The sequence below is a fragment of the Pseudoduganella rivuli genome, assembly GCF_009674485.1.
GTDB lineage: Bacteria > Pseudomonadota > Gammaproteobacteria > Burkholderiales > Burkholderiaceae_D > Rugamonas > Rugamonas rivuli_B.
The window spans coordinates 187212-211853 of the sequence record NZ_WKJJ01000013.1 but is presented as its reverse complement, the minus strand read 5'-3'; the positions used below and the strand labels follow the sequence as shown (position 1 = coordinate 211853).

Here is a 24642-nt window from a genome sequence, read left to right as displayed (position 1 = left end):
GAAACATGCGCCATTCCACCCCGCTCCCCATCGACAGCAACGACAAGCCGGTCATCTGGACCGTGTCCGTGTCGCGCCTGGCCGAATTGTTCCGCGACATCACGCTGGAATACGACAATTTCGCCACCATCGAGCCGATCAACCTGGGTTTTGATGAAGCGGCGCGCCATATCCGCGAACGGCTGGCCACGGAGCGCTGCGACGCCGTGATTTCCGCCGGCTCGAATGCCGCCTATCTGAAAGGCCGCCTGTCCGTGCCGGTGGTGATCGCCAAGGCCAGCGGCTTCGATGTCATGCAGGCGCTGGCCCGGGCGCGGCGCGTGTCGGACCGCATCGCCGTCGTCAGCTACCAGGCGCCGATGGCGGAACTGGCGGAGTTCTCCGCCACCTTCGGCCACGACATCCTGCAGCGCACCTACGTGACGGAAGAAGATGCGCGCGCCCAGATCAATGAATTGAAGGCGGCCGGCGTGAAAGCCATTGTCGGGGCCGGCCTGATCACGGACCTGGCGGAAGAAGCGGGTTTGACGGGCGTGTTCGTGTATTCCGCCGCATCGATCCGCCAGGCGTTCGACGATGCGCTGGAAATCGCCCGCCTGTCGTCATGGGAAACCAGCCGCGCCCGCGCACGGGGCGGCAGCTCCGGCGACACGCTGCGCGCCAAGCATGGCTTGAACGACTTGAAAGGCGAATCGCAGGCGATGGAAAAGCTGCGCCAGGCGGTCGTGCTGTATGCGAAATCGCCCGCCACGGTGCTGATCCAGGCCGAGACGGGCTGCGGCAAGGAACTGGTGGCGCAGGCCATCCACCGCGAAAGCCCCCGCACGCTGGGCGCCAACCGGCCGTTCGTGGCCGTCAATTGCGGCGCCATCGCGGAATCACTGCTGGAATCGGAATTGTTCGGCCACGAGGAAGGCGCCTTCACGGGCGCGCGGCGCGGCGGCCATGCCGGCCTGTTCGAAGCGGCCAACCGCGGCACCCTGTTCCTCGATGAAATCGGCGAAATGCCGCTGACCCTGCAAACGCGCTTGTTGCGCGTGCTGGAAGAGCGTGAAGTGGTGCGGGTGGGCGGCACCCGTCCCATCCCCGTCAACGTGCGCATCATCAGCGCCACCCACTGCGACCTCGAACAGCGGGTGCGCGAAGGCCGCTTCCGCGCCGACCTGTTTTACCGGCTGGCCGTCTTGCGCCTGTCATTGCCGCCGCTGCGCCAGCGGACGGACGACATCGCACTGCTGGCCGAATGGTCGCTGAAAAACGCGCTGGCGGCGCTGGGCGCCCGCCCGCATCCGAACCTGCACGCGGAAATCCAGACATGCGCCCCGCTGCTGCTGCGCTACGGCTGGCCGGGCAATGTGCGGGAATTGCGCAACCTGTGCGAGCGGCTGGCGCTGTTTTTGGCGGCGGAACCGCTGCAGGCGCTGACGCCGGCGTTCGTGCTGGGGGTGGCGCCGGAGCTGGGGATGGCGGCGGCAGGCCTGCCCGCGCCGGATGCGGCCATGGCCGGTTGGAACAACCCGCAGGGCGCCTCAGGTACGGCGCCGTCCACCAATGCAGCGCCCCCGGCGCGCGAGACCGCCGCCGACGTGCTGGCCCGTTTCGGCGGCAGGCGCGACGCGGCAGCCGACTACCTCGGCATCAGCCGCACCACGCTGTGGCGGCGTTTGCGCGAAGAAGCATCTCGCTGAGGCATACCGCCACTCATCACGGGATTCAACCATTCGCCATGCGGCCTTAGCGGCAAAGCAACGAGTGCGCTATCCTTACTTGCATGAAAAACATCACCACCATCCGGCTGACGCGCACCCATTGGTACTGGCTGTTTCAACTGCTGGGCTGGTCGGCCATCGCGCTGTTCGTCATGTTTGCCAATGGCAGGCATGTCAGGGAACCGGGCTTCCTGACCAGCATCCTGCTGACCATTGCCAGCGGCATCGTGCTGTCGGACCTGGGGCACCGCCTGTTCAACGCCTGGCACTGGTCGCGCCGCCCCGCCACGTGGCGCATGCTGGCCTTTGCCGCGCTGGTACTGGGGCCATTGCAAACGGCCGGCTCGATCGGCATCAATTACCTGGCCATCGGCAGAAACGGCGACCTGGCCTGGCTGCATATGCTGGTCACCTTCTGGTCCGGCGTCATGCTGGCGTGGACCGTGTGCTACCTGGCCGCGCTGGCAATCCGCCGCGCCAACCGCTTCGAAGCGGAAGCCCTGCGGCTGGAAGTCCTGGCCAAAGATGCCGAGCTGCGTGCACTGCAAGCGCAAGTCAACCCGCATTTTTTCTTCAACAGTTTGAACAGCGTGCGGGCATTGATCTATGAAAACCCGGATTCGGCCGCGCAAATGATCGACCAGTTGGCGACCTTGATGCGCTATACCTTGCAATCGAGCTATGCGGACACGGTACCGCTGCGCGAAGAACTGGAAGCTGTCCAGTCGTACCTGGCCATTGAAAAGATCCGTTTTGAAGAACGGCTGCGCGTCGACGTCACCATTGCGGGCGGCATGGAAGCGGTGCGCATTCCACCGATGGCGCTGCAAACACTGGTGGAAAATGCCGTCAAATACGGCGTCGAGCAAAGTGCGACCGGCACGGAAATCCGCATCAGCGCCAGCCATGCCCAGGGCAAGGCCACCATCGAAGTCGCCAACCAGGGCGCACTGCGCACGTTCAGCAATTCCACCAGCGTCGGTTTAAGCAATGCGCGCAAGCGGCTGGTGCTGTCCAAGGGCGATGACGCCAGCCTGGACTTGCTGGAGCGCGATGGCTGGGTGTGCGCCACCTTGCGCTTTCCGCTGGCGGCGTGATGAAGGTACTGATTGTTGACGATGAGCGGCTGGCGCGGGCGGAACTGCGCCGCCTGTTGGCCGCGCACCCGCACGTGCTGATCGCCGGAGAAGCCTCCAGCGCGGCGGAAGCGGCTGTGCAACTGGCTGCCTTGCAGCCGGACTTGCTGCTGCTCGATGTGCAAATGCCTGGCGGCAGCGGCTTTGATTTGCTGGCTGCGCTGGACGATGCGCCTGAAGTGATTTTCACGACGGCATACGACCAGTATGCACTGCAGGCGTTCGATGCCAATGCGCTGGACTACCTGCTGAAACCCATCCAGCCGCAACGGCTGGCCTCGGCGCTGGAGCGCGCCGCCGCACGCCTGGGCGCGGCCGTCCCGCCTGCGGCACTGCCCCGCAAGTTGTTCATCCGCGACAGTGAACGGTGCTGGTTCGTGCGACTGGATGACATAGCCTGGTTTGAATCCGAAGGCAATTACTCGCGCGTGCATTTCCATGGCGGACAACCGCTGCTGGCCCGCTCGTTGCTGCAACTGGAACAGCGGCTCGACCCGCAGCAATTCTTCCGCGCCAGCCGCCGCCACATCGTCAACCTGGCGCACGTGCGCCGCGTCAGCCATGGCGAAGATGGCGCGGTGGTGCTGCACCTCGATGGCGCGGCCATCGAGGTGTCGCGCCGGCGTGCAGCGACATTGAAAAATATCGGCGCAATATAGTTCCGGGCAAGGACAAAAAAAAACCCGCCGAAGCGGGTTTCCTGACATCGGGACGATCAGTCCACTTCCACCGTTTCCGCCGGCGGTTGCGGCGCGGCGTCCGATTCCGGGAACTCCAGGTACACCTGGTCCTTGTCGTCCAGGTCCACCGTGACTTTGCCCCCGGACACCAGGCGGCCGAACAGCAGTTCGTCGGCCAGCGCCTTGCGGATCATGTCCTGGATCAGGCGCGACATCGGACGCGCGCCCATCAGCGGATCGAAGCCCTTCTTCGCCAGGAACTTGCGCAGTTTTTCGCTGAACACCGCTTCGACTTTCTTCTCGTGCAACTGTTCTTCCAGCTGCATCAGGAACTTGTCGACCACGCGCAGGATGATTTCCTCGTCCAGCGCACGGAAGCTGATGATCGAATCCAGGCGGTTGCGGAACTCCGGCGTGAACATGCGCTTGATGTCGGCCATCTCGTCGCCCGTCTCGCGCGTTTCCGTGAAGCCGATGGTGCGCTTCTGCAAGCTTTCCGCGCCCGCGTTGGTGGTCATGATGATGATCACGTTGCGGAAGTCCGCCTTGCGGCCGTTGTTGTCCGTCAGCGTGCCATGGTCCATCACCTGCAGCAGGATATTGAAGATATCCGGATGCGCTTTTTCGATCTCGTCCAGCAGCAGCACGGCGTGCGGCTTCTTGGTGATGGCTTCGGTCAGCAAGCCACCCTGGTCGAAGCCCACGTAACCCGGCGGCGCGCCGATCAGGCGGCTCACGGCGTGGCGCTCCATGTACTCGGACATGTCGAACCGGATCAGTTCGATGCCGAGGATGAAGGCCAGCTGTTTCGCCACTTCGGTCTTGCCGACGCCGGTAGGACCGGAGAACAGGAACGAACCGATCGGCTTGTCCTGTTTGCCCAGGCCCGCGCGCGACATCTTGATGGCCGATGCCAGCGCTTCGATTGCGGGATCCTGGCCGAACACCACGTTGCGCAAATCGCGGTCGATGGTTTGCAGCTTGCTGCGGTCGTCCTGGTTGACGGTTTGCGGCGGGATGCGCGCGATCTTCGAGATGATTTCCTCGATTTCCGTCTTGCCGATGGTCTTCTTCTGCTTCGACTTCGGCAAGATGCGCTGCGCGGCGCCCGCCTCGTCGATCACGTCGATGGCCTTGTCCGGCAAGTGGCGGTCGTTGATGAAGCGGGCCGCCAGTTCGGCTGCCGTCGACAGCGCCGACTGCGAATACTTGACGCCATGGTGTTCCTCGAATCGCGACTTCAGGCCGCGCAGGATTTGCACCGTCTGTTCCACGGTCGGTTCATTGACGTCGACCTTCTGGAAGCGGCGGGACAGCGCATGGTCTTTCTCGAACACGCCGCGGAATTCCGTGTACGTGGTCGCGCCGATGCACTTCAGCTGGCCATTGGCCAATGCCGGTTTCAGCAGGTTCGATGCATCCAGCGTGCCGCCCGAGGCGGAGCCGGCGCCGATGATGGTGTGGATTTCGTCGATGAACAGGATACCGTTCGGGTTGTCCTTCAATTGTTTCAGCACGGCCTTCAGGCGCTGCTCGAAATCGCCGCGGTACTTGGTGCCGGCCAGCAGCGCGCCCATGTCCAGCGAATAGACCACTGCGTTTTGCAGGATTTCCGGCACGTCGTTCTGCGTGATGCGATACGCCAGGCCTTCCGCGATGGCGGTCTTGCCGACACCGGCTTCACCCACCAGCAGCGGGTTGTTCTTGCGGCGGCGGCACAGCACCTGGATCACGCGGTCGACTTCCTCTTCGCGGCCGATCAGCGGATCGATCTTGCCTTCGGAAGCGGACTTGTTGAGGTTTTGCGTGAACTGGTCCAGCGGGCTTTCCTTTTGCTGGCCATCGGCCGGCGCGCCTTCTTCCACACCTTCGGAAGCCTTGGTGGAATCGACTTGCTGGTCCTTGCGTACGCCGTGCGAAATGAAATTCACGACATCCAGGCGGGTCACGCCCTGCTGGTGCAGGTAGTAGACCGCATGGGAATCTTTCTCACCGAAGATGGCGACCAGCACGTTCGCGCCCGTGACTTCCTTCTTGCCGTTGGAAGCGGACTGCACGTGCATGATGGCGCGCTGGATCACGCGCTGGAAGCCCAGCGTCGGCTGGGTATCCACTTCGCCCGTGCCCGGCACGGTTGGCGTGTTATCGCCAATAAAATTGGTGAGGGTCTTGCGCAGGTCCTCGATATTGACGGCACATGCGCGCAGCACTTCCGCTGCGGATGGATTATCCAGCAGCGCGAGCAACAGGTGCTCGACCGTGATGAATTCATGCCGTGCCTGCCGCGCTTCGACAAACGCCATATGCAAACTTACTTCCAATTCCTGCGCGATCATACTTCCTCCATCACACATTGCAGGGGGTGGCCTGCCTTGCGTGCATGCGTTAATACAAACTCCACCTTGGTACTCGCGATATCTTTCGAGAAGACGCCGCACACGCCTTTGCCATGACGGTGCACACTGAGCATGATTTGCGTGGCGGTTTCGCGGTCCTTGTTGAAGTATTCCTGAATGATGGCCACCACGAATTCCATCGGGGTATAGTCGTCATTCAGCAACGCCACCTGATAAAGAGGCGGCGGCTTCAGTATCTGCCGTTCCAGCAGTTGTTCGGTATCTTGCTTGGTTGCCATACGCTTATATTCTAATGCTTTCGGGGTTACTGCAACGTCCATTTATGACGGTAAACCCAATGTTCCTCATCTTACGCGTTTTCTCGTCTTGCCGCAGATGGCGACCCGGACCTGAAAATCAAGAGTTGCTTTTTGGTTGCGCGCATACACTGTTGCAAGAAAAATACTAATAGCCGGATGAAAGCGCTTGACATTAAAAATTGTTCCGCCAACAATGCGATATCGACTCGTGCAGCAATGTACATGTTGATAAGAAGTGAGACGTCGAGGAGGGGGCAGGAAGCTTCTTGCTTTTATGGCTCGTGTGATATTCGTTTTTATTGAAAGTTCTTTTTATGGCAACTGGTACTGTTAAGTGGTTCAATGACTCCAAAGGCTTTGGCTTCATCACCCCTGACGATGGCGGCGAAGATCTGTTCGCTCACTTCTCCGCAATCAACATGAACGGCTTCAAGACCCTGAAAGAAGGTCAAAAGGTACAGTTCGAAGTTACCCAAGGCCCTAAAGGCAAGCAAGCTTCCAACATCCAGTCGATGTAATTCGCAATAGATACTCGGAAGTGAAAACCCCGCAATTAACGGGGTTTTTTTTCGCCTGGAAATCTGTAAATCTGTAAATCTGTATTAATCAATAAGATCGTTAAATAACTGCATCAATCACTTCAACTGCGCGCCGCCGTGATGCTCCGGTTAAATGCCAGCATGGCCGCCGCAATGCGGTCCGACTCCTTGTCGCTGAACAGCCATTCCCCACACGCCGTGCAATGATCACCTGTCACCTGGGGAATCACCGTCTCGTGCCCGTCATACTCATATGGCATGTCCCTGGTTTCCCGCACCATGGGCCCGTCGCCGCAAAATGGACACTGCATGGTCCGCTCCTCTGTAAGTGTTGCTCTTAGTAAGCATACACTGATTGCGCGCACACTGCAGAGAATAATTTCCCCATAGAAACTTTTATAAAAAAAGCCCCGCACCTGTCACGGTTGCGGGGCTGCTGCCAATGGATGGCAATGTTACATATTGTCGATCATCGTATCGCCGAAACCGGAGCACGACACTTGTGTCGCACCTTCCATCAGGCGGGCGAAGTCATAGGTGACGCGCTTGGACGTGATGGCTTTTTCCATCGACGAAATAATCAGGTCGGCCGCTTCAGTCCAGCCCATGTGGCGCAGCATCATTTCCGCGGACAGGATCAGCGAACCCGGATTCACGTAATCCTTGCCGGCGTACTTCGGCGCGGTGCCGTGCGTGGCTTCGAACATCGCCACGGAATCGGACAGGTTGGCGCCCGGCGCGATGCCGATGCCGCCGACTTGCGCCGCCAACGCGTCGGAGATGTAATCGCCGTTCAGGTTCAAGGTCGCGATCACACTGTATTCCGCCGGGCGCAGCAGGATTTGTTGCAGGAATGCATCAGCGATCGAATCCTTGATGGTGATTTCGCGGCCGGTTTTCGGGTTCTTGAATTTGCACCATGGGCCACCATCGATCAGCTCGGCGCCGAACTCTTTTTGCGCCAGCGCATAACCCCAGTCGCGGAAGCCGCCTTCCGTGTACTTCATGATGTTGCCCTTGTGGACAATGGTCACGGATGGCTTGTCATTGTCGATCGCGTACTGGATCGCCTTGCGCACCAGGCGCTCGGTGCCTTCGCGCGAGACCGGCTTGATGCCGATGCCGGACGTTTCCGGGAAGCGGATTTTCTTGACGCCCATTTCCTTGGTCAGGAATTCAATCAGCTTCTTCGCGCCTTCGGAACCTTCCTGGTATTCGATACCGGCGTAAATGTCTTCCGAGTTTTCACGGAAGATCACCATGTCGGTCTTTTCCGGCTCTTTCACCGGCGATGGCACGCCGGCAAAGTAGCGCACGGGACGCAGGCACACGTACAAGTCCAGTTCCTGGCGCAGCGCCACGTTCAGTGAGCGGATGCCGCCGCCCACCGGCGTGGTCAGCGGGCCCTTGATCGACACCACGTAGTCCTTCAGGACTTTCAGCGTTTCTTCCGGCAGCCACACATCGGGACCATACACGGTGGTCGACTTTTCGCCCGCATAGATTTCCATCCAGCTGATCTTGCGCTGGCCGCCATAGGCCTTGGCGACAGCGGCATCGACCACCTTGATCATCACCGGGGAGATGTCCACGCCGGTGCCGTCACCCTCGATGTACGGAATGATGGGCTGGTCTGGCACATTGAGGGAAAAGTCTGCGTTGACGGTGATCTTCTGGCCGTCGGCTGGTACTTTGATGTGTTGGTACATGGGGAATCTCCAAAGGTGGACAAGGGTATCGCCAAGGTAATGCTACTGGCTCAAGTCTTCTATAAGACATAAGACATCGTTATGCATTATGCCCCACTATTGTAGTAGGCGCCACGGTTTTACAACACCGGCTGTTACAATCAGGATTTTGTTGGCGCCATGCTGATCTTACTCAATAAACCGTTTCAGGTTCTGTGCCAGTTTTCCCCTCAGGCTGGCCGCGAAACCCTGGCCGATTACGTGCGCGTACCGAATGTCTACCCGGCCGGCCGCCTGGACGCCGACAGCGAAGGCTTGCTGCTGCTGACGGACGACGGCAAGCTGCAGCATGACATTGCCCACCCCGACCGCAAGGAAGCCAAAACCTACCTGGTGCAGGTGGAAGGCATCCCCGATGCCGATGCGCTGGCGCGTTTGCAGGCGCCGCTGAACCTGGGCGACTTTATCACCAAGCCGTGCCGCGCCGCGCGCATTGCCGACCCGGAATGGATCTGGCCGCGCAACCCGCCCATCCGCGAACGCGCGGACGCGCCCACGTGCTGGCTGGCCATCACGCTCCAGGAAGGCAAGAACCGGCAGGTGCGCCGCATGACGGCCGCCGTGGGCCATCCGACGCTGCGCCTGGTGCGCAGCGCGATCGGCGCCATTTCACTGGCCAGCCATCCATTGATGCCGGGCGAATGGATGGAAGTGTCGCCGGACGATTTGCGCGCACAGAGTAGCTGAATAACAACTTCCTTGATGCATCTCAGTACGCTTTACCGTATATTGATAGGACGCAAAAACCAGCCTGTCCAGGAAGGTTTGTCCCATGCATGCCGACGATGTTTACCGCAACGAGCACGCCCCGGCCGGTGAGAGCCCGCACTATATCCAGGCCGTGGCGGAGATGGGTACCGAGCGCGACGTCATTGCCCATCAGGATATTTACTCTTCCACCGGCATCAAGCTGGTCGCCAAGGGTTCACGCCTCACGCCAGCGCAATTCGAGCGCCTGACCCAGCACAAGCTGACAGCGCCGCTCGATCACATGATCGAAAGCGAAGATCCTGTCGACGCGGAATTCCTGGCCACGACCGCGGCCCGCATCCTCGACCATGAACCCGTCTATGCGCGCATGGCGGCCCACACGGGCGACCCGCTCGCCGTCAAGCACGGCCTGGCCGGACTGAAACTGCCCCGCCCCGCCCTGATGCGGCTGACCGTGATGCGGGAAAAGCGCGTCGACACCTTTGAACATTCGATCCGCGCCGCGATCATCGCGCACGCGCTGGCGCAACGGCTGGCGCTGTCCGAAGCGGACCGCTACCACCTGCTGATGGCGGCGATTTGCCACGACTTTGGCGAAATGCACACCGATCCCGCCATCCTGGCCGTGGGCCACGATATCGCGCCGGCCGAACGCAGCTTCGTGCACGTCCACCCCGTCACCGGCTACGTGCTGTTGCACGATATGCCCGGCTTTCCGTTACCGGCGGCACAAGCCGTGCTGCACCACCACGAACGGCAGGATGGCAGCGGCTATCCGCACGGCATGCGCGCGCAGCGCATCCCTTTGCTGTCGCGCCTGCTGGCGGTGGCCGATGTGGCGGAAACCGTGATCCGCCGTTATGACTTGCCCCGCCTCGACGTGCTGGTACGGTTGAACCAGGCGCGCTTCGATACCCGCACGGTGGGTGCGCTGCGCGACCTGATCCACGCCACGCCCGGCGATGCGGCGGCCCGCCCCAGCGAACATGGTGCGATGACGCAATTGCTGCATATCGCGGAATTGCTGCAAGCGTGGGGCGTATTGCGCAGCAGCTTTGAAGCTGCGGTGGCGCCGCGCGATACGTCCGACTCCCCGCTGGCCTTCCTGTTCGAACGCATGGCGTCGATCCGCGGCGTGGTCTTGCAGGCGGGCCTCGACCCGGACCACGTCGACAGCATGCTCGACATCGCCCGAGACGATCCCGGTTTGCTGCTGGAATTGCGGGCCTTGCTGGATGAACTGGACTGGCTGACGCTGGACCTGGCCCATGAAATCGACCGCCGCTCACCGCAAATGGCGGGTTTGCCGCATATGCCCATCGAAGGCTTGATCCTGCATTTGCAGCCGATGCGGCACAGCAGCCAAGGCAGCCATGCATAGCGAAAGGCCGGGGTTTTGATGCGTCGCAGCAAAAATAGTTGCAGATTTTGCGCTTCCGCATGTCAACTCAGCTTTTTCCGGCCGCGTTAATGAAACAGATTCACCCGAATCATCAACCGTTTCATTCCCGCTAAAGGAGACCGCCATGTTCAAGCTCATCGCCGCTTTGACCGCTTCCCTGTTTGCCGCTTCCGCGTTTGCCGCCGCCCCGGCAGCGTCGGCATCCGCTTCCGCTTCGATGGCAGCATCGGCGCCAGCCTCGGCGTCCGCCTCCGCTTCGATGGCAGCCTCCGCGCCGAAGAAACACAAAAAAGGTTCCGCCTCGGCTTCGGCTGCCGCCTCGGCTGCATCGGCCGCATCGAAATAAGAGCAGTAGCAGCAATGCAAAAACCCGCCCCGGCTTGCGCCTGGCGGGTTTTTTTTCATCCTATACAGAATGCGGCGCGAGAAGCGCCGCGAAGCTGTATTTAGGCGGCTGCCATTGCTTTCAGGGCAGCGGCCAGACGGCTCTTGTGGCGAGCTGCCTTGTTTTTGTGGATGATTTTCTTGTCGGCGATGCTGTCGATGGTCGACATGGAAGCCTGGAAGATTGCGGTTGCAGCGGCTTTGTCGCCACCCTGGATCGCCTTGCGGGCTGCTTTGATAGCGGTGCGCAGGGTCGAACGCTGTGCGGAGTTGTGAGCGTTTTGCTTAACTGCTTGACGAGCACGTTTGCGCGCTTGTGCGGTATTTGCCATGGAATGGTCCTAAATGGTTGTCAAAGTTAAAGGCAAACTGGCGTTTGCCGTTTCAGTCTCTTTGCCTGACCTATGTAAGCCAAGGGACGCTGGCGAAACACGTGTCTGCGTTACTGAATTCTGTACAGCCTTAAATTATAGCGGGCTTTTCAGGCCAGATCAATTCCCCTGCTGCCCTGACTAATAGGAAATTGGCATTTTTTGCACCAGAACCACAAGGTTTGACCAGTGGCAGCCGCTATAATCGCCGCCCATGAACCTGCTCAAAACCCTCGCATCCATTTCCAGCATGACCCTGCTGTCGCGCATCACCGGCCTGTTGCGCGAATCCCTGTTTGCCCGCGCCTTTGGCGCCGGCGCCTATACCGACGCGTTCATCGTCGCCTTCCGCCTGCCCAATTTGCTGCGGCGCCTGTTCGCGGAAGGCGCGTTTTCCCAGGCATTTGTACCGATCCTGGCGGAATTCAAAAACAATAAAGGGCCCGACGCCACCAAACACCTGGCCGACCATGTGGGCACGGTACTGGTGTGGTCCACCGTGCTGGTCAGCGCCATCGGCATCGTCGGCGCGCCGGCGCTGATCTATATGATTGCGTCCGGCCTGCGCACCACCCCGGCCGCACAGCAGGCGGCCATCTGGATGACGCAGCTGATGTTCCCGTATATCGCATTCATGTCGTTTGTCGCGCTGGCCGGCGGCATCCTGAACACGTGGCGCGAATTCAAGATTCCCGCGTTCACACCGGTACTGCTGAACCTGTGCCTGATTGCCGCCACGCTGTTCCTCGCCCCTTACCTGGAACAGCCGATTTATGCGCAAGCCATCGGCGTGTTTGTCGGCGGCATCTTGCAGATGGCGCTGCAAGTGCCGCCGCTGGTGCGCATCGGCATGCTGCCCCATTTGCGGCTGAATCCCGCCATCAGCTGGCGCGACGAAGGGGTGCGCCGCATCCTGAAAAAAATGGGCCCGGCCGTGTTTGCCGTATCGGCCGCACAAATCAGCCTGCTGATCAATACCAGTATCGCGTCCAGCCTGCGCGAAGGCAGTGTCTCGTGGCTGACTTATGCGGACCGCCTGATGGAATTCCCTACCGCCATGCTGGGCGTGGCGCTGGGCACGATCTTGCTGCCCAGCCTGGCCAAAGCCAACACCGATGCCGACCATGACGAATATTCGTCGCTGCTGGACTGGGGCTTGCGCCTGACGTTCCTGTTGGCGGTCCCGGCCGCGGTCGGACTGGCGGCGCTGGCGGAACCGCTGATTTCCGTGCTGTTCCACTACGGTAAATTCGATGACACGGCGGCCGTGGAATCAGCCAAGCCGCTGATCGCGTACAGCGCCGGCCTGCTCGGCATCATCCTCGTGAAAACCCTGGCGCCGGCGTTCTATGCCAAGCAGGATATCCGCACGCCCGTGAAAATCGCGGTCGGCGTACTGGCGGCGACGCAGGTCATGAATGTGATTTTCGTCTATGGCGTGGGGCTGGAAGTGTCCGGCCTGGCGCTGTCGATCGGCCTGGGCGCCTGTATCAATGCCGGCTTCCTGTACAGCGGCCTGCGCCGGCGCGGCATTTATGCCCCCCTGCCGGGATGGTGGCTGTTCTACGCGAAGCTGGCGGTGGCGGCCGGCATCATGGGCGCCGCCGCATGGTATGGCGCACAACAGGTGCCGTGGCTGGCCATGCGCAGTCACATGGTGATGCGCCTGGGCGCCCTGCTGGGCCTGGTCGGCGGCTGTGCCGCGCTGTATTTTGCCGTGCTGTTCGCGCTGGGCTTCCGCCTGCGGGATTTCAAGCGGCGCGCCAAATAAACCGGCTCAGCAATTTCCCGCAATGCAACAAAAAGGCCCGCCGAAGCGGGCCTTTTCCTTTCAGCCGATGCGATTAAGCGCCGGTATCTTTGCGGCGACGGGCCAGGAAGGCCAGTACACCCATGCCACCCAGCAGCATGCCATAAGTTGCGGGTTCCGGCACAGCCGTCACCGTCACTTCGCCACTGTACTTTGCGCCGGTCAGCGCGGTACCGAACAGGTTCAGCACGAACGGTGCCGAACCAGTGTGCTCCACACCGAAGAAGCGGAATTTGCCGGCGCCATAGGCGGTACCGGACGTGCCGTTCAGGGTGGTGGTTGCAGCATCAAAGGTCAGGTTCTGGCCGCTGATGGTGACAACGATCTCATACAGACCTGGCGCCAGGCCGCCAAAGGTGATGACGTCCGAACCGCCGGACAGTACGCCGTCCGATGGGGATTGGTTGGACACGAAGAAGTTATTTGCCAGCGGATTGTCGTCCAGAATCACCAGTTGATCTGCCGCCGATGCGCCGAAGGATGCCGCAGCCAGCAAGCTGGCGGCGAAGAGTTTCAATTTCATGAGGTTATCCTTAATTAAGTGAATTACGGGTTGATGGGCTAAGCAAACTATGATGGGGACTGCGAAAATCAGCATAGCATAAATGCCGAGATTCCGTTGTCTTTTTGGACAGATTTAGTTTCTTGCAATAAAGCTTTAATTGCAACAATGTTTCTCATTTTGCATAGCAATATTTCACTTAGGAATGACGACGCAGCCGCCAGGTGTGGGACCGGGCGGCGGCGTGTGCGAAGGGAAGGAAAATGGGAGGAAACCTGGCTCAGTCGGTCTTGTTTTTATCCGGCTGTGTTTCCTGTGGCGGCTCTTCCGGCGGCGGTTCCTCGCCGTGCCGTTGCGGCTGCGCGTCGGCAGGCGGCGCTTCCGGTGGCTCCGGCGCTTCCGGCTGCGGAGGCGGCGGTGTCGCCGTGGCAGGTTCCATCGGCGGTTCCGACGGCGCCGTGAAGGATGGCTGGCCCGGCTGTGGCGGCTGGCCGACAGGTTGCGGCTGGCCGGCCTGCCCTTCGGCGCGGGCAAACTTCCAGTCCGAAATCTTGCTGCGGTTTTCAAAGCCCTGGAACCGCGCGGGGAAATTGCCGACTTTGACCGGCCGCGCTGTCGACAAACTATAAATGGCAATGATGCCTGCCGTGCCGCCTTGCTGGGGTTGCATGGCTGACTGGGCCGGCGGCGCGGCGCCGGGACCGGCCCCGGTCCCGCGCGTCATCCCGGCGGACAGCGCCGACGTCGGGGCGCCCGGCGTGCCAGCGGGAGCGCCGGGCGCGGCGCCCGGCATGACGCCGGCGCCAGGCGGCATCTGCGGATTGCCCTGCGCATTGTTGGCATACACGATGCCCCACTCCGCCTTGCCCGTCAGCGGATCCACATACACGCGGCGCAAATGCCGCCGCACATTGGGAAAACGGCTGTCGCGCAGCAATTCCTTGAACGATGGCGGCAGTGGCGACTGCCCCGGCGGCGTGGCTTTCGCATAGCTTTCCAGCGCATCCGCGTATTCGGCGCCGATCGCCAGCAATTCCCGCTCGGCGGCGCTGCGCTGCAGGACCGTGCCCAGCTTGATGGCGGAAGCGCTGATCAGGCCGATAATGGCGACCAGGATAACCAGGCTCAGGTATGTGAACCCGCGCTGCTTACCATTCCGCATACGGTTTGCCATGGCGGTCGTTCCCCGGCGCGCCGCTCCTGATGTCGGCCACGCCCCCCTGGATCCCCTCTTCCGGCGGCACCAGCAGCCAACTGGAGGTGCTTTCCGTGATCGGGTCCACTGGCAAGGCGCGCAGGTATTTTTTTTCCACCAGCTGTTCCAGCGAATCGGGATAGCGGCCCGTGTCGCCGTAATACTGGTCGAGAACGGCACGGGTCTGGCGCAGGTTATCGGACAGGATGGTTTCCCTGGCGCTGTCGACGCTGGGGAAATAGCGCGGCACGGCCAGGGTCAGCAGCAAGGCGATGATGCCCAGCACCACCAGCAATTCAATCAGCGTAAAGCCCTTGTTTTTCATCTTTACCATTTTCGGTACGGTACGCCATTCAGGCCGGTGCGCTCGGACTGTGAAAACACATCATAGACATCTTCCCCTTCGCGCGGTTCGTCCGCATCGCTGGCATAGCTGCGTTTGCCCCACGATTGCGCGGGCGTTGCCGTCGTATCCGGGTTGAACGGATCGCGGGGAATCCGGCGCAGGAAAAACATTTTCGCGCGCTTGGGGCTGCGCTGGTCGGCCACGCCCTCCACCAGCGCTTCCAGGTTTTTCGGATAGCCGGTGCCGCCCAGCGCCCCTTTGGGAATGCGGCCTTCGTCATAGGCCTGTTTATAGGCATCGATGGCGTGGCGGATCTCCCGCAGCGCCACGCGCAATTCCTGTTCATCGCGGCGCTGTATCGTCACCTGCGCGACGGGAATCACGAGTGTGCTGAGCAGGCCGAGGATGGCCAGCGTGACCAGCAACTCGATCAGCGTGAATCCGCGCGCCGGCCGACGTTTCATTGCTGCTGGGGGGGCTGCTGAGGTTGCGGTTGCGGCTGTGGCTGAGGCGGCGCATCCTGCGGCTGCGGCGCGGCCGACGATGCCGGGCCCGGCTGCATGGTCGACAGCGGCACGCCGGCCGGCGGCGTTGGCACGGCGGGCGCGGGCAATGCCGGTGCGCCAGGCGCAGGAGCAGCCGGCGCGCCCGGCTGAACAGGGGCCGCCGATGCGGGCGCGGCGCCGGGCAGTTGCACCGGCTGGCGCACGGCCGGATCCGGACGGCGACGGAAGTTGCCTTCCGTACCCGCCGAGAACTCGGCCGCCGTGGCGTCGGGACGCTGCACATTGCGCACCAGGTGCGGCGTAATCGACAGCACGATTTCCGTCTTTTGCTTGTCGTCCAGCTGACTGCCGAACAGGCGGCCCAGCAGCGGCAAGTCGCCCACCAGCGGCACCTTGGAGCCGGAACTGCGGTCTTCGTTATTGATCAGGCCCGCCAGCACCTGGTTTTCGCCATCCTTCAATTGCAGCATGGTCGATGCCTGGCGCGTACCGATCTGGTACGCCTTGGTGCCGGACTTGGTTTCGATCTGGCTGACCAGGTTCGACACTTCCAGCGCAATGCGGATGCCCACTTCATTGTTCAGGTAAATCACCGGTTCCGCGTTCAACGTCAGGCCCACGTCGACATAGCTGACCGATTCGCTGGCAAAGCCGCCCGTGCCCGGCGAAATCGTGGTGGTAATCACCGGCACTTTTTCACCGATCAGCACCTTGGCTTTTTCCTTGTTGCGCACGCGGATGCGGGGATTGGCCAGCAAGTTGGTGTCGCCATCGGTCTTGTTGGCATTGATGGTGGCCGTGATGCCGGACAGGCCGATGGTGCGCTGGTTCAGGTGGTTCAAGTCGTTGACGGTGAGCTGCGTACCCCCGGACGTGATCAAGGGCGAGAACGAGACTTTCGACGGCCACGCCACGCCCAGTTCCATCAGGCGCGTGCGTTTGACTTCGAGGATTTCCACGTCCAGCATGACTTCCGGCTCCGCCACGTCCTGCAGCGCCACCAGCCTGTCCGCCAGGCGGATCGCTTCCGCATTGTCGCGCACGATCAGCAAATTCAGCTTTTCATCGACCACCACATCGCGCGACTTCAGGATCGTTTTCAGCGTGTTGGCCACCGACTTCGCTTCCGCATTGGAAAGGAAGTAGGTTTTCACCACCATTTCCTGGTATTCCTTCAGCTTGGCCGCCACGTTCGGATAAATCAGGATGGTGTTGCCGTCGAGGACTTGCTGCTCCAGCTGGTTCGTCATCAGCAGGTAATACACGGCCGCTTCGACGGTGGAATTCTTCAGGAAGATCGATGCTTTCTGGTCCGTCTTCACATCCTTGTCGAACACGAAGTTCAGGCCGGAACGGCGCGCAATCACTTCGAACACCTGCTTCAGCGGCGCATCGCGGAACTCCACCGTGATCGGTTGCTTGAAGGCTTTCGACAGCCCCGCATCGATGGTGGGTTGGGCGCTTTTCTCCATCACTTCGCGCAGCAACTGGCGCGCCGCTTCGTGGTTCGGGCGCTCCGACAGCACGGCGTTCAGCTTTTGCTTGGCGCCGTCATATTCTTTCTTGTCCGCCTGCTCGCGCGCCGCCGCCACCATCTTGTCCTGGCGCTCCGCCGTTTCCACGCTGCGCAAACCCGCGCGGCCCCGCTCATTCAGCGGGTTCAATGCCAGCACGCGCTGGTAGCCCTGCAACGCCAGGTCGCGCCGCCCTTCCGCCAGGTCGCGCTCGGCCTGGTCCAGCAGGCGCACCGTGGTGCGGTCGCGCGCCTGCAGGAACGCCGTGCGGTATTGCGCGTTGGCCGGGTCCTTCGCGATGGCTTCCTGGAATTTCAGCAGGCCCGCTTCCACCTGGTCCTGTTCGACCAGCGCATTGCCCTCGCGGTACGCCATCTGGGCGGCGCAGCCACCCAGCGTCAATGCCACCAGCGCCGTCAGCGTGGATTTGTAGATCAGTGTGCGGGACATCAGTCGGCTACTCCAATATTAAGCTGCTGGACCTGGTTCAGCGGCAGGTAAGTCAGTTTCATCACAGGCGGCGCGATCGCGTCGACGCGGTATGCGCCATCGAGCACCATCTGCGTGCGCACAAGCAGCGTGCGGTCCGGGCCGCGCGCGAGGAATACTTCCCACACCCCGTCCGACACCGCCTTGCCGATAAACGTATAAGGCAGCGGCGGCGCCACCGGTGGTGGTGGCGGAGGTGGCGGGGGTGGCGGCGGCGGGGGCGGCGTAAAACTTTGCGTGCCGAACATGCCTTCGGCGCCGGCAATCACGGCATCGCCGGGCTCGCCCACCAGTTGCGCGCGGGGCAGCAGGCGCAGGATCGCCACGTCGGCCGGCGGCGCGCCCTTGCCGGCGCGTGCCGGAAGGGCGGCCGCCGTTTCGGCCTGCACTGGCGGAGCGGTGGATGGCGCGGCCGACGGCCCGCCTTTGGGCGCATGCCGTTCCGCCGGTTCCGCCACGCCGCTGTCCGGCGCATTATCGCCAAACAGCACCAGCGCAGCGGCGCCCACCAGGGCCGCGCCCATCAGCAAATGGCGCGGCGTCATGGCGCATCCTTCAAATAAAACGTCAGCCGCACCCGGGCTTCCACCTGGGTGTCGGCAATGGTGTCGCGGCGGAAGCCGACATCGTCCAGCGCCGCGAACGGCAGCGCGCGCAAGGCTTCCAGCGCAAATTGCCAGATCGCCTGGTAACCGCCTTTGACGGGCAGGATCACTTGGTACGCCGTCACGCGGCTGGCCTTGTCGTAGCTGAACTTGTATTCACCCTGCGACAGCGTCAATCCCGCCTTGCCGGCCAAGCCGAACAGCACTTTGACGTATTGTTCGGCATGGCGCTTTTCACCCAGCGCCTGGTAAAACGCCGTCAGGTTTTCATCCGCCGATGGCGGCGGCGCCGCCACCGCCAGCGTTGCCGGCGCCGCCGATGCCGGATGCGCGCGCTCGTACGCCAGCTTTTGCTGCAAGGCGGAGCGCTGCGGCATCACCCACGCCCATGCGGCGATCGCGGCCACACCCAGTACCGCGGCCGCGCAGGCCACCGGACCGGCGCGCAGCGCGGCCACGCGCGCGCGCAGCAGCAATGGCGCCAGTTCCATTGCCGGCCGCGTCATGGCGCCACCCACTGCACTTCCACCTGGAACCGCAGCGGGCGGTTCGGGGCCGATTCCATCACTTCGTGGCGCGCCAGCACGGCGGCGGCAAAGAATTCCTGCTCTTTCAACTGTTCGATATACGCAATCATGTCATCCGCAGTCTTTGCTTCGGCCGTGATTTTCAGCACCTGCTTGCGCGGGTCCGGCTCCAGCGCTAGCAAGCCGATACTCTTCGGCGTGGATTCCGCCACCGATTGCTGCAATGCGCGCCACGGCAAATTCAATTGCATGACAGCGCCGTTGACAGCCTTGGCCTGCGCTTCGGGAATCGCCGCCTTCGCCACGTCCGTGCGCACCCTGGCCGCAGGCAGCAGCGCCCGCTGCGCGCGTGCGATGCGGGCATCGGCCGCGCGCATTTGCGCCAGCGTGTGATAACCCATATACACGGCGCCGGCGCACAGCAGACTGCCCGCCAGCAGCGCGGCCCAGGCCAGCGGCGGGGTGCGGTACAGCGTGCGGCGCAGTGAAGGCGCAGCGAAATCAATCAGCATTTTCCTCATGCGGCCACCTCGCCCGGCAGCGCGGCGCCCAGCATGGCGACCGGGGTACAGCCCTGTGCAGCGGGCTTGGCCAGCAGCGGCGGCACGGCGCCGCACAGGTGCAGCAATTCCGGCCCCTCCACGGCGGCCAGCAGTGCTTCCCGCTGCACGGTTTGCGTCAGCCATTCGTGGCCGGCGCCGGCCGGCAGCGGTACGATCCGCACGGCACGCAAGCGGCCGCCGTCGGCAATGCCCAGCGCCAGCAAGCCGTCGTGCACCTGCCCGAACCACGCCCCCTGCCGGATGGCGCGGCGCCAGTGGTTCCAGGCCGCCACCACTTGCGGCTGCACCGCCACGATGGCCATGCCCAGTTCCTGCGCCACCTGTTCCAGCATCGCCAGCAAAGGACGGGGCATCGCCGCGGCAAAAAACGGTGCGCGTGTATCCCAGTCGCCGGCGATATGCCAGTTGGCCGGGGCTTCGCCATACAGCGCAAAGAAGCGCAGCGCGGCGGCCGCCTCCACGTCGGCCAGGCGCGATGATTGCGCCGGCGGTGTCACTTGCCACATGCGCACCAGTTCATCGGCCAGCACGAAATGCACGGGCCAGCCGGCGGGATTCAGGCCGGCCAGCACGTCGCGCAACGCGATGCCCAGGGCTTGCTGGTCGTGGTGGGCGCCGGCGTCTTCCGGTGAAAACGCCTGCCGTACCAGCGGCTGCGCCGCCTTGCTCCAGCGGCTGGTGCGCACCACGCTGATGGCATGGCGCGACACGGAAATACGCAGCGCCTGCCCGGGCAAACGCCGTTTCATCTGGTTGCTTACGTCAGGCATGCAATGTCACCCGTTTAATTTCCGCCAGCGTGGTGCCGCCGCGCTTCACCACTTCCAGCGCGGCCGCGCGCAGCGAACGGGTACCGTTGGCGTAGGCGGCCTGCTTGATTTGCCGGATCGGACGCTTGTCGACGATCAGTTCGCGGATTTCATCGTTCAATGTGAGGATTTCCGCAATCGAACGGCGTCCCTTGTAGCCGGTGCCACGGCAATCGCCGCAACCTTTGCCTTCCATGAAACGGTAGTCGTGCACGTCGGCGCGCGTCAGGCTGACGCTGGCCAGCTCCTGGTCTGATGGAGTGTATTGCGCCGCGCAATGGGGGCAATTGATACGCACCAGGCGCTGAGCCCAGATGCCGTTCAGCGCCGACACGAACGCATACGGATCGATGCCCATGTGCGTGAAGCGGCCGAACACGTCGAACACGTTATTGGCGTGCACGGTGGTCAATACCAGGTGGCCCGTCAGCGCCGACTGCACGGCGATTTCCGCGGTTTCGCGATCGCGGATTTCCCCCACCATGATCTTGTCCGGGTCGTGGCGCAGGATCGAGCGCAAGCCCTTGGCGAAGCTCAGGCCCTTCTTTTCATTGACGGGAATTTGCAGGATGCCGGGCAACTGGTATTCGACCGGGTCTTCGATCGTGATGATTTTTTCGCGGCCATTGTGGATTTCCGTCAGCGCCGCGTACAGCGTGGTGGTCTTGCCGGAACCGGTCGGTCCCGTCACCAGCAGCATGCCGTACGCTTCCTGCGCCAGCGTGCGCAAGGAGGCCAGCGATGGCGCGTCGAAACCCAGCGCTTCCAGGGTCAGCGAACCATACGATTCGATCATGGCGCGCTTGTCCAGCACGCGGATCACGGCGTCTTCGCCGTGGATGGACGGCATGATCGAGACGCGCAAGTCGATTTCGCGGCCGCCCGATTCGACGCGGAAGCTGCCATCCTGCGGCACGCGGCGCTCCGCGATATCCAGTTCCGCCAGCACTTTTAAACGCGAAATGATTTGTTCCGCCACTTCGATGCCATTGACGGAAGTGGCATGATCGAGCACGCCGTCGACCCGGTACTTGACGGCCAGGCCGCCGGCCGTGCTTTCCAGGTGGATGTCCGATGCACCCGCTTTCAATGCGTCATACAGCGTGGAATTGACCAGCCGCACGGCGGGACTGGCCGCTTCCGACGCGGAAGCGAAGGACAGGATGGCGGCAGTCTTGCCGTCGCGCCGCCCGTCCGCGGCGCCGGGCAGTAAGGTGTCCACGGCGCGCGCGGATTCTTCCTGCTTCGACAGGTATGCCTGGATATCGGACTGCAGCGCCAGCACCAGCCGGAGCGGCGCATGCGGCGTGGCGCGCGCGTGGGTCGACAGCCAGGTTTGCAAATCGAGGTCGAACGGGTCGGCAATCACGCCCACCGGCGCCTGGTCGGCGCCGCGCAGCAGCACGCAATGGCGCGCCATCGCCTGCGACAGCGGCAGCAGATCGAACGCGGTCGACCATGCCAGCATGTCCGCCGTTTCCACCACTTGCAGGCCGAACGGTTTGGCCAGTTCCTGCACCGCCACGCGCGGCTCGATGCCCGTCAGCGCTTCCAGTTCATCCACCAGCGTGCGCTTGGTCTGTTCGCGGCGCGCGCGGGCGCGCACCAGCATCGCGGAATCGATCGTCATGACATGTCTCCCGCCAGGTCAAAAATAGGCATATACAGCAGCACCACGATGGCGCCGACCACCAGGCCGATGGCGGCCATCAGCAGGGGTTCGAAGGTGCGGGTAAAGCGGTCGATCCAGCGCGAAATTTCGCCGTCATAGAACGCGGCCGATTGCGTCAGCATCGGCCCCATGTCGCCCGTGCGCTCGCCCACACGCAGCATGCGCAGCGAAATCGGCGTGGTCAGCCCGTTGCTTTCAAACGCGGTCGACAGTGGCAAGCCCGCTTCGATTTCCAGCCGCGCCGCATGCAGGTTGTCGCGCACCGAGGCCGACACCATGCCCTGCACGGTTTCAATCGCGTGGATGATGGTGATGCCCCCTTCGCTCAGCATGCCCAGCGTCAGGTAAAGCCGCGACAATTCGTAAATGCGGATCCGCTCGCCGATCCCCGGCATGGCCGACAGCAGCCGGGCCAGCCCGCCATTGGACAGCAAGCGCCGGATGCCCAGCACCAGCGCCGCCAAGCCCAGCGCCACGCCACCCAGCAAGCCGGCCGTATGCTCGGCCGCAAACTGCCCCCAACTCAGCATCACTTGCGACATCCATGGCAAATTGCGGCCCGCGCCCTGGTACACCTCGGCAAAACGCGGCACCACGTACGCGATCAGGAACAAACTGACGCCGCCGCCCACCAGCAGCAGGATGCACGGGTAAATCGCGGCGCTGACGATCTTGCCGCGCACCAGGTCGATGCGCTGCTGGTATTCGATGTAGCGCGCCAGCGCGCGCGGCAAATCGCTGGTGCCTTCGGCGGCGCGCACGATACCGATGTACAGCGGCGGGAACAGGTCCGGCTGGTCGGCCAGCACGGCGGAAAAACGCTGGCCTTCGCGCAGGCCGCCCAGCAGGCGTTCCAGCACGGTGCGCGTGGCCGGCGCGGCTTCCTTTTCCAGCAGCGCTTCCAGCGCTTCCACCACGCCCAGGCCCGCGTTCAGCAGCGCCAGCAACTCCTGGCTGAACAGCAAAATCGACAGCGACTTGCCGCGGCCGCGCCGGGCGCCGCTGACGGGCGAAATCGATGACACAAACAGACCGCGCGCCTCCACTTGGCGGCGCGCATCGGTTTCGTCGCGGCCATCCACTACCAGGTGGCCGATCACCATTTCCGGCGACAGGGTGCGGACATCGAACTGCATGATATCGATAACTATACAGGCAATGCGCGGGAAATGCCCAAAAAAATGTTATTGCGAAGAGATGTCGGCGTTTTCGCCTTCGCCACCGGGCTGGCCATCCTTGCCGAGCGAGACGATTTCATACTCGGCCTTGGTGCCGGGTGCGCGGTACAGGTAGGCGCGGCCCCATGGATCCGGCGGGATGCCTTTTTTCAGGTAAGGCCCATTCCACTTGGCGCCGGCCGATGCAGGCGCCGTCAACAGGGCATTCAAGCCTTCCTCGGCGGTCGGATAACGGCCGACATCGAGACGGTAGGTGTCCAGCGATTTTTCAAACGCTTCGATCTGGGCTTTGGCTACGGTGACTTCGGATTTGCCCAGCTGGGAGAAATATTTGGGACCGACATATGCCGCCAGCAAGCCAATGATCACGATCACCACCAGCAATTCCAGCAGCGTAAAACCTTGAGCGCGGCGTACTCCGATGTTGCTTTGAATCTTTGCTGCTTGCATCAAAAAACTCCTCAAGTACTACCTGGAACGAAGGGACCTGAGAGCCTACCACGGGCTTTGATGATCCGACAATGTTTCGATTGATGTGTGTCAACAATCGTCTAGTCATGTGAAATTTCGCAACACGTTTCCAGTTAATTTCAACAAGTTTTATTGTAACTATTAGTCACACATCGCAATAGTGCAAAGAAAACAAAATTTGTTAAAACTTTGTAACTTGTGAATTATCAACGTTGAAAATTTTCTCACGTTCATTGTCTCAATTGCTATATTGCGAAATCCCGGAGGAGAGCCGGGGACACACTTGGCTGTACCCCAGCCAAGCCAAAATAGATCAGCAGGACCACCTGCAACTACAAACTCAAGGGAAGATACATGATACGCACCCGCTCCATTCTGAAGTCCGCCATGGCAACGGCCGTGTTCGGCGCCACGCTCTGGGCGCCTGCAGCACAAGCCTCGATTACTTCCGTCGTGGATTTCAACACCATCACTCCGATCGCCCTCAACGGCAATGAATCGGTACAGATGGGCGACTACATGCTGACCGCCAAGGCCAGCCCCATCGCACAACTCTTCGGCATGGATGCGGAAGCCGGCTCCGGCATGACCATCAAGGCCGGCGATGCCGCCTGCACCATCCTGGCGTGCCCGGACAGCGCATCGCAGTACTACGCCGGCACCAATGACGGTTCCGTCAACTTCGGCAGCGCCTTCAACGATTTCCAGATCAGCGCCCTGAACTTCGCCTTCGTCGGCCCGCTCGCCGGCCTGCCTGACGCCAGCTACGGCCAGCTGATCCTGACCGGCATGAAAGTCGGCGGCGGCATCATCACGGCAAGCCGCAACTTCGCCGGCCAGAACGCCAACGGCGATTTCATGTTCGACCACTGGGACTTGGGCACCGACTGGGCGCAAACGCACCTGGAAAGCCTGTCGATCAGCTCGTGCATCTTCACCGACACCAGCTGCATCAATTCCGTCGACGAGCCGGCCGGCAACATGGCGCAATTCGCCATCGACGACCTGCAACTGACGACTGTTCCAGAGCCGGGCTCGATCGCCCTGCTGATGCTGGGCGCCGCAGGCATGGGCATGGCTTCGCGCCGCCGCCGCGCCGCCAAGTAAACACGTCTTCAG

The 24642-nt window shown here is 62.2% G+C and carries 26 protein-coding genes; 8 read left to right on the top strand and 18 right to left on the bottom strand.

Annotation, left to right across the window (positions count from 1 at the left end; all coding sequences use genetic code 11):
* Positions 1 to 5 precede the first annotated feature (5 nt).
* The 3 genes from prpR to GJ700_RS21155 all read left to right on the top strand — a co-directional run bounded on the left by prpR (position 6) and on the right by GJ700_RS21155 (position 3504).
* Entirely contained in the window at positions 6 to 1688 is a 1683-nt protein-coding gene (gene prpR / locus GJ700_RS21165; RefSeq protein ID WP_154377580.1) for a propionate catabolism operon regulatory protein PrpR, read from the top strand.
* An 83-nt stretch (positions 1689 to 1771) separates the two neighbouring features.
* Positions 1772 to 2806, top strand: coding sequence for a sensor histidine kinase (locus tag GJ700_RS21160; protein ID WP_154377578.1), 1035 nt, complete (start codon positions 1772 to 1774; stop codon positions 2804 to 2806).
* Positions 2806 to 3504, top strand: a complete 699-nt coding sequence (locus tag GJ700_RS21155; protein WP_154377576.1) for a LytR/AlgR family response regulator transcription factor — start codon at positions 2806 to 2808, stop codon at positions 3502 to 3504. The genes GJ700_RS21160 and GJ700_RS21155 overlap by 1 nt, the downstream gene beginning before the upstream one ends.
* Positions 3505 to 3560: 56 nt before the next feature.
* Here the strand turns inward: GJ700_RS21155 and clpA are convergent, their stop codons facing one another.
* Positions 3561 to 5861 carry an ATP-dependent Clp protease ATP-binding subunit ClpA gene (gene clpA / locus GJ700_RS21150; protein WP_154377574.1) on the bottom strand — a complete coding sequence of 767 codons (2301 nt, stop codon included), beginning with the start codon at positions 5859 to 5861 and terminating at the stop codon, positions 3561 to 3563.
* A complete protein-coding gene (clpS, locus tag GJ700_RS21145) occupies positions 5858 to 6160 on the bottom strand; it encodes an ATP-dependent Clp protease adapter ClpS (protein ID WP_154377572.1) in 303 nt (100 codons plus the stop codon). Before clpS ends, clpA begins: the two co-directional genes overlap by 4 nt.
* A 335-nt stretch (positions 6161 to 6495) precedes the next feature.
* Here clpS and cspE point away from each other — a divergent pair, with 335 nt between their 5' ends.
* Positions 6496 to 6699, top strand: a complete 204-nt coding sequence (gene cspE / locus GJ700_RS21140; protein ID WP_056403455.1) for a transcription antiterminator/RNA stability regulator CspE — start codon at positions 6496 to 6498, stop codon at positions 6697 to 6699.
* Between the two features lie 122 nt (positions 6700 to 6821).
* Here the strand turns inward: cspE and GJ700_RS21135 are convergent, their stop codons facing one another.
* On the bottom strand, positions 6822 to 7031 hold the full coding sequence (locus tag GJ700_RS21135; protein WP_154377570.1) for a type II toxin-antitoxin system MqsA family antitoxin: 210 nt from the start codon (positions 7029 to 7031) through the stop codon (positions 6822 to 6824).
* 144 nt (positions 7032 to 7175) lie between these two features.
* Positions 7176 to 8429, bottom strand: coding sequence for an NADP-dependent isocitrate dehydrogenase (icd, locus tag GJ700_RS21130; protein WP_154377568.1), 1254 nt, complete (start codon positions 8427 to 8429; stop codon positions 7176 to 7178).
* Positions 8430 to 8588: 159 nt separating this feature from the next.
* On the opposite strand from icd, the gene GJ700_RS21125 reads away from it, so the two are divergent.
* A complete protein-coding gene (locus tag GJ700_RS21125; protein ID WP_154377566.1) occupies positions 8589 to 9155 on the top strand; it encodes a pseudouridine synthase in 567 nt (188 codons plus the stop codon).
* Between the two features lie 85 nt (positions 9156 to 9240).
* Positions 9241 to 10560, top strand: coding sequence for an HD-GYP domain-containing protein (locus tag GJ700_RS21120; RefSeq protein ID WP_154377564.1), 1320 nt, complete (start codon positions 9241 to 9243; stop codon positions 10558 to 10560).
* On the opposite strand, the gene GJ700_RS35040 is transcribed toward GJ700_RS21120, so the two are convergent.
* Entirely contained in the window at positions 10465 to 10986 is a 522-nt protein-coding gene (locus GJ700_RS35040; RefSeq protein ID WP_195763970.1) for a hypothetical protein, read from the bottom strand. The genes GJ700_RS21120 and GJ700_RS35040 overlap by 96 nt on opposite strands.
* A gap of 41 nt (positions 10987 to 11027) precedes the next feature.
* The gene (gene rpsT, locus GJ700_RS21110; RefSeq protein WP_154377562.1) at positions 11028 to 11297 is read right to left on the bottom strand and encodes a 30S ribosomal protein S20; all 270 of its coding nucleotides are present in this window, start codon (positions 11295 to 11297) and stop codon (positions 11028 to 11030) included.
* A gap of 253 nt (positions 11298 to 11550) precedes the next feature.
* On the opposite strand from rpsT, the gene murJ reads away from it, so the two are divergent.
* On the top strand, positions 11551 to 13107 hold the full coding sequence (murJ, locus tag GJ700_RS21105; RefSeq protein ID WP_154377559.1) for a murein biosynthesis integral membrane protein MurJ: 1557 nt from the start codon (positions 11551 to 11553) through the stop codon (positions 13105 to 13107).
* Positions 13108 to 13180: 73 nt separating this feature from the next.
* Here murJ and GJ700_RS21100 read toward each other — a convergent pair whose 3' ends face one another.
* The 12 genes from GJ700_RS21100 to gspG all read right to left on the bottom strand — a co-directional run bounded on the left by GJ700_RS21100 (position 13181) and on the right by gspG (position 23502).
* Positions 13181 to 13669 carry an FxDxF family PEP-CTERM protein gene (locus GJ700_RS21100; protein WP_154377557.1) on the bottom strand — a complete coding sequence of 163 codons (489 nt, stop codon included), beginning with the start codon at positions 13667 to 13669 and terminating at the stop codon, positions 13181 to 13183.
* A 259-nt stretch (positions 13670 to 13928) separates the two neighbouring features.
* Entirely contained in the window at positions 13929 to 14810 is an 882-nt protein-coding gene (locus tag GJ700_RS35590; protein ID WP_229507145.1) for a type II secretion system protein, read from the bottom strand.
* A complete protein-coding gene (locus GJ700_RS21090; protein WP_195763969.1) occupies positions 14797 to 15177 on the bottom strand; it encodes a type II secretion system protein in 381 nt (126 codons plus the stop codon). Before GJ700_RS21090 ends, GJ700_RS35590 begins: the two co-directional genes overlap by 14 nt.
* On the bottom strand, positions 15171 to 15653 hold the full coding sequence (locus GJ700_RS21085) for a type II secretion system protein (protein ID WP_154377553.1): 483 nt from the start codon (positions 15651 to 15653) through the stop codon (positions 15171 to 15173). The genes GJ700_RS21090 and GJ700_RS21085 overlap by 7 nt, the downstream gene beginning before the upstream one ends.
* A complete protein-coding gene (locus tag GJ700_RS21080; RefSeq protein ID WP_154377551.1) occupies positions 15650 to 17659 on the bottom strand; it encodes a secretin GspD/PilQ domain-containing protein in 2010 nt (669 codons plus the stop codon). The genes GJ700_RS21085 and GJ700_RS21080 overlap by 4 nt, the downstream gene beginning before the upstream one ends.
* The gene (locus GJ700_RS21075) at positions 17659 to 18243 is read right to left on the bottom strand and encodes a hypothetical protein (RefSeq protein ID WP_154377549.1); all 585 of its coding nucleotides are present in this window, start codon (positions 18241 to 18243) and stop codon (positions 17659 to 17661) included. The genes GJ700_RS21080 and GJ700_RS21075 overlap by 1 nt, the downstream gene beginning before the upstream one ends.
* The gene (locus tag GJ700_RS21070; RefSeq protein WP_154377547.1) at positions 18240 to 18809 is read right to left on the bottom strand and encodes a hypothetical protein; all 570 of its coding nucleotides are present in this window, start codon (positions 18807 to 18809) and stop codon (positions 18240 to 18242) included. Before GJ700_RS21070 ends, GJ700_RS21075 begins: the two co-directional genes overlap by 4 nt.
* Positions 18806 to 19342, bottom strand: coding sequence for a hypothetical protein (locus GJ700_RS21065; RefSeq protein ID WP_229507144.1), 537 nt, complete (start codon positions 19340 to 19342; stop codon positions 18806 to 18808). Before GJ700_RS21065 ends, GJ700_RS21070 begins: the two co-directional genes overlap by 4 nt.
* A 5-nt stretch (positions 19343 to 19347) precedes the next feature.
* A complete protein-coding gene (locus GJ700_RS21060; protein WP_154377544.1) occupies positions 19348 to 20163 on the bottom strand; it encodes a hypothetical protein in 816 nt (271 codons plus the stop codon).
* Positions 20156 to 21832 carry a GspE/PulE family protein gene (locus GJ700_RS21055; RefSeq protein ID WP_154377542.1) on the bottom strand — a complete coding sequence of 559 codons (1677 nt, stop codon included), beginning with the start codon at positions 21830 to 21832 and terminating at the stop codon, positions 20156 to 20158. The genes GJ700_RS21060 and GJ700_RS21055 overlap by 8 nt, the downstream gene beginning before the upstream one ends.
* Positions 21829 to 23010, bottom strand: a complete 1182-nt coding sequence (locus tag GJ700_RS21050; protein WP_154377540.1) for a type II secretion system F family protein — start codon at positions 23008 to 23010, stop codon at positions 21829 to 21831. Before GJ700_RS21050 ends, GJ700_RS21055 begins: the two co-directional genes overlap by 4 nt.
* 48 nt (positions 23011 to 23058) lie before the next feature.
* A complete protein-coding gene (gspG, locus tag GJ700_RS21045; RefSeq protein WP_154377538.1) occupies positions 23059 to 23502 on the bottom strand; it encodes a type II secretion system major pseudopilin GspG in 444 nt (147 codons plus the stop codon).
* Between the two features lie 375 nt (positions 23503 to 23877).
* Between gspG and GJ700_RS21040 the strand changes: the two genes are divergently transcribed.
* Entirely contained in the window at positions 23878 to 24630 is a 753-nt protein-coding gene (locus tag GJ700_RS21040; RefSeq protein ID WP_154377536.1) for an NF038120 family PEP-CTERM protein, read from the top strand.
* The last annotated feature ends 12 nt before the right edge of the window (positions 24631 to 24642 follow it).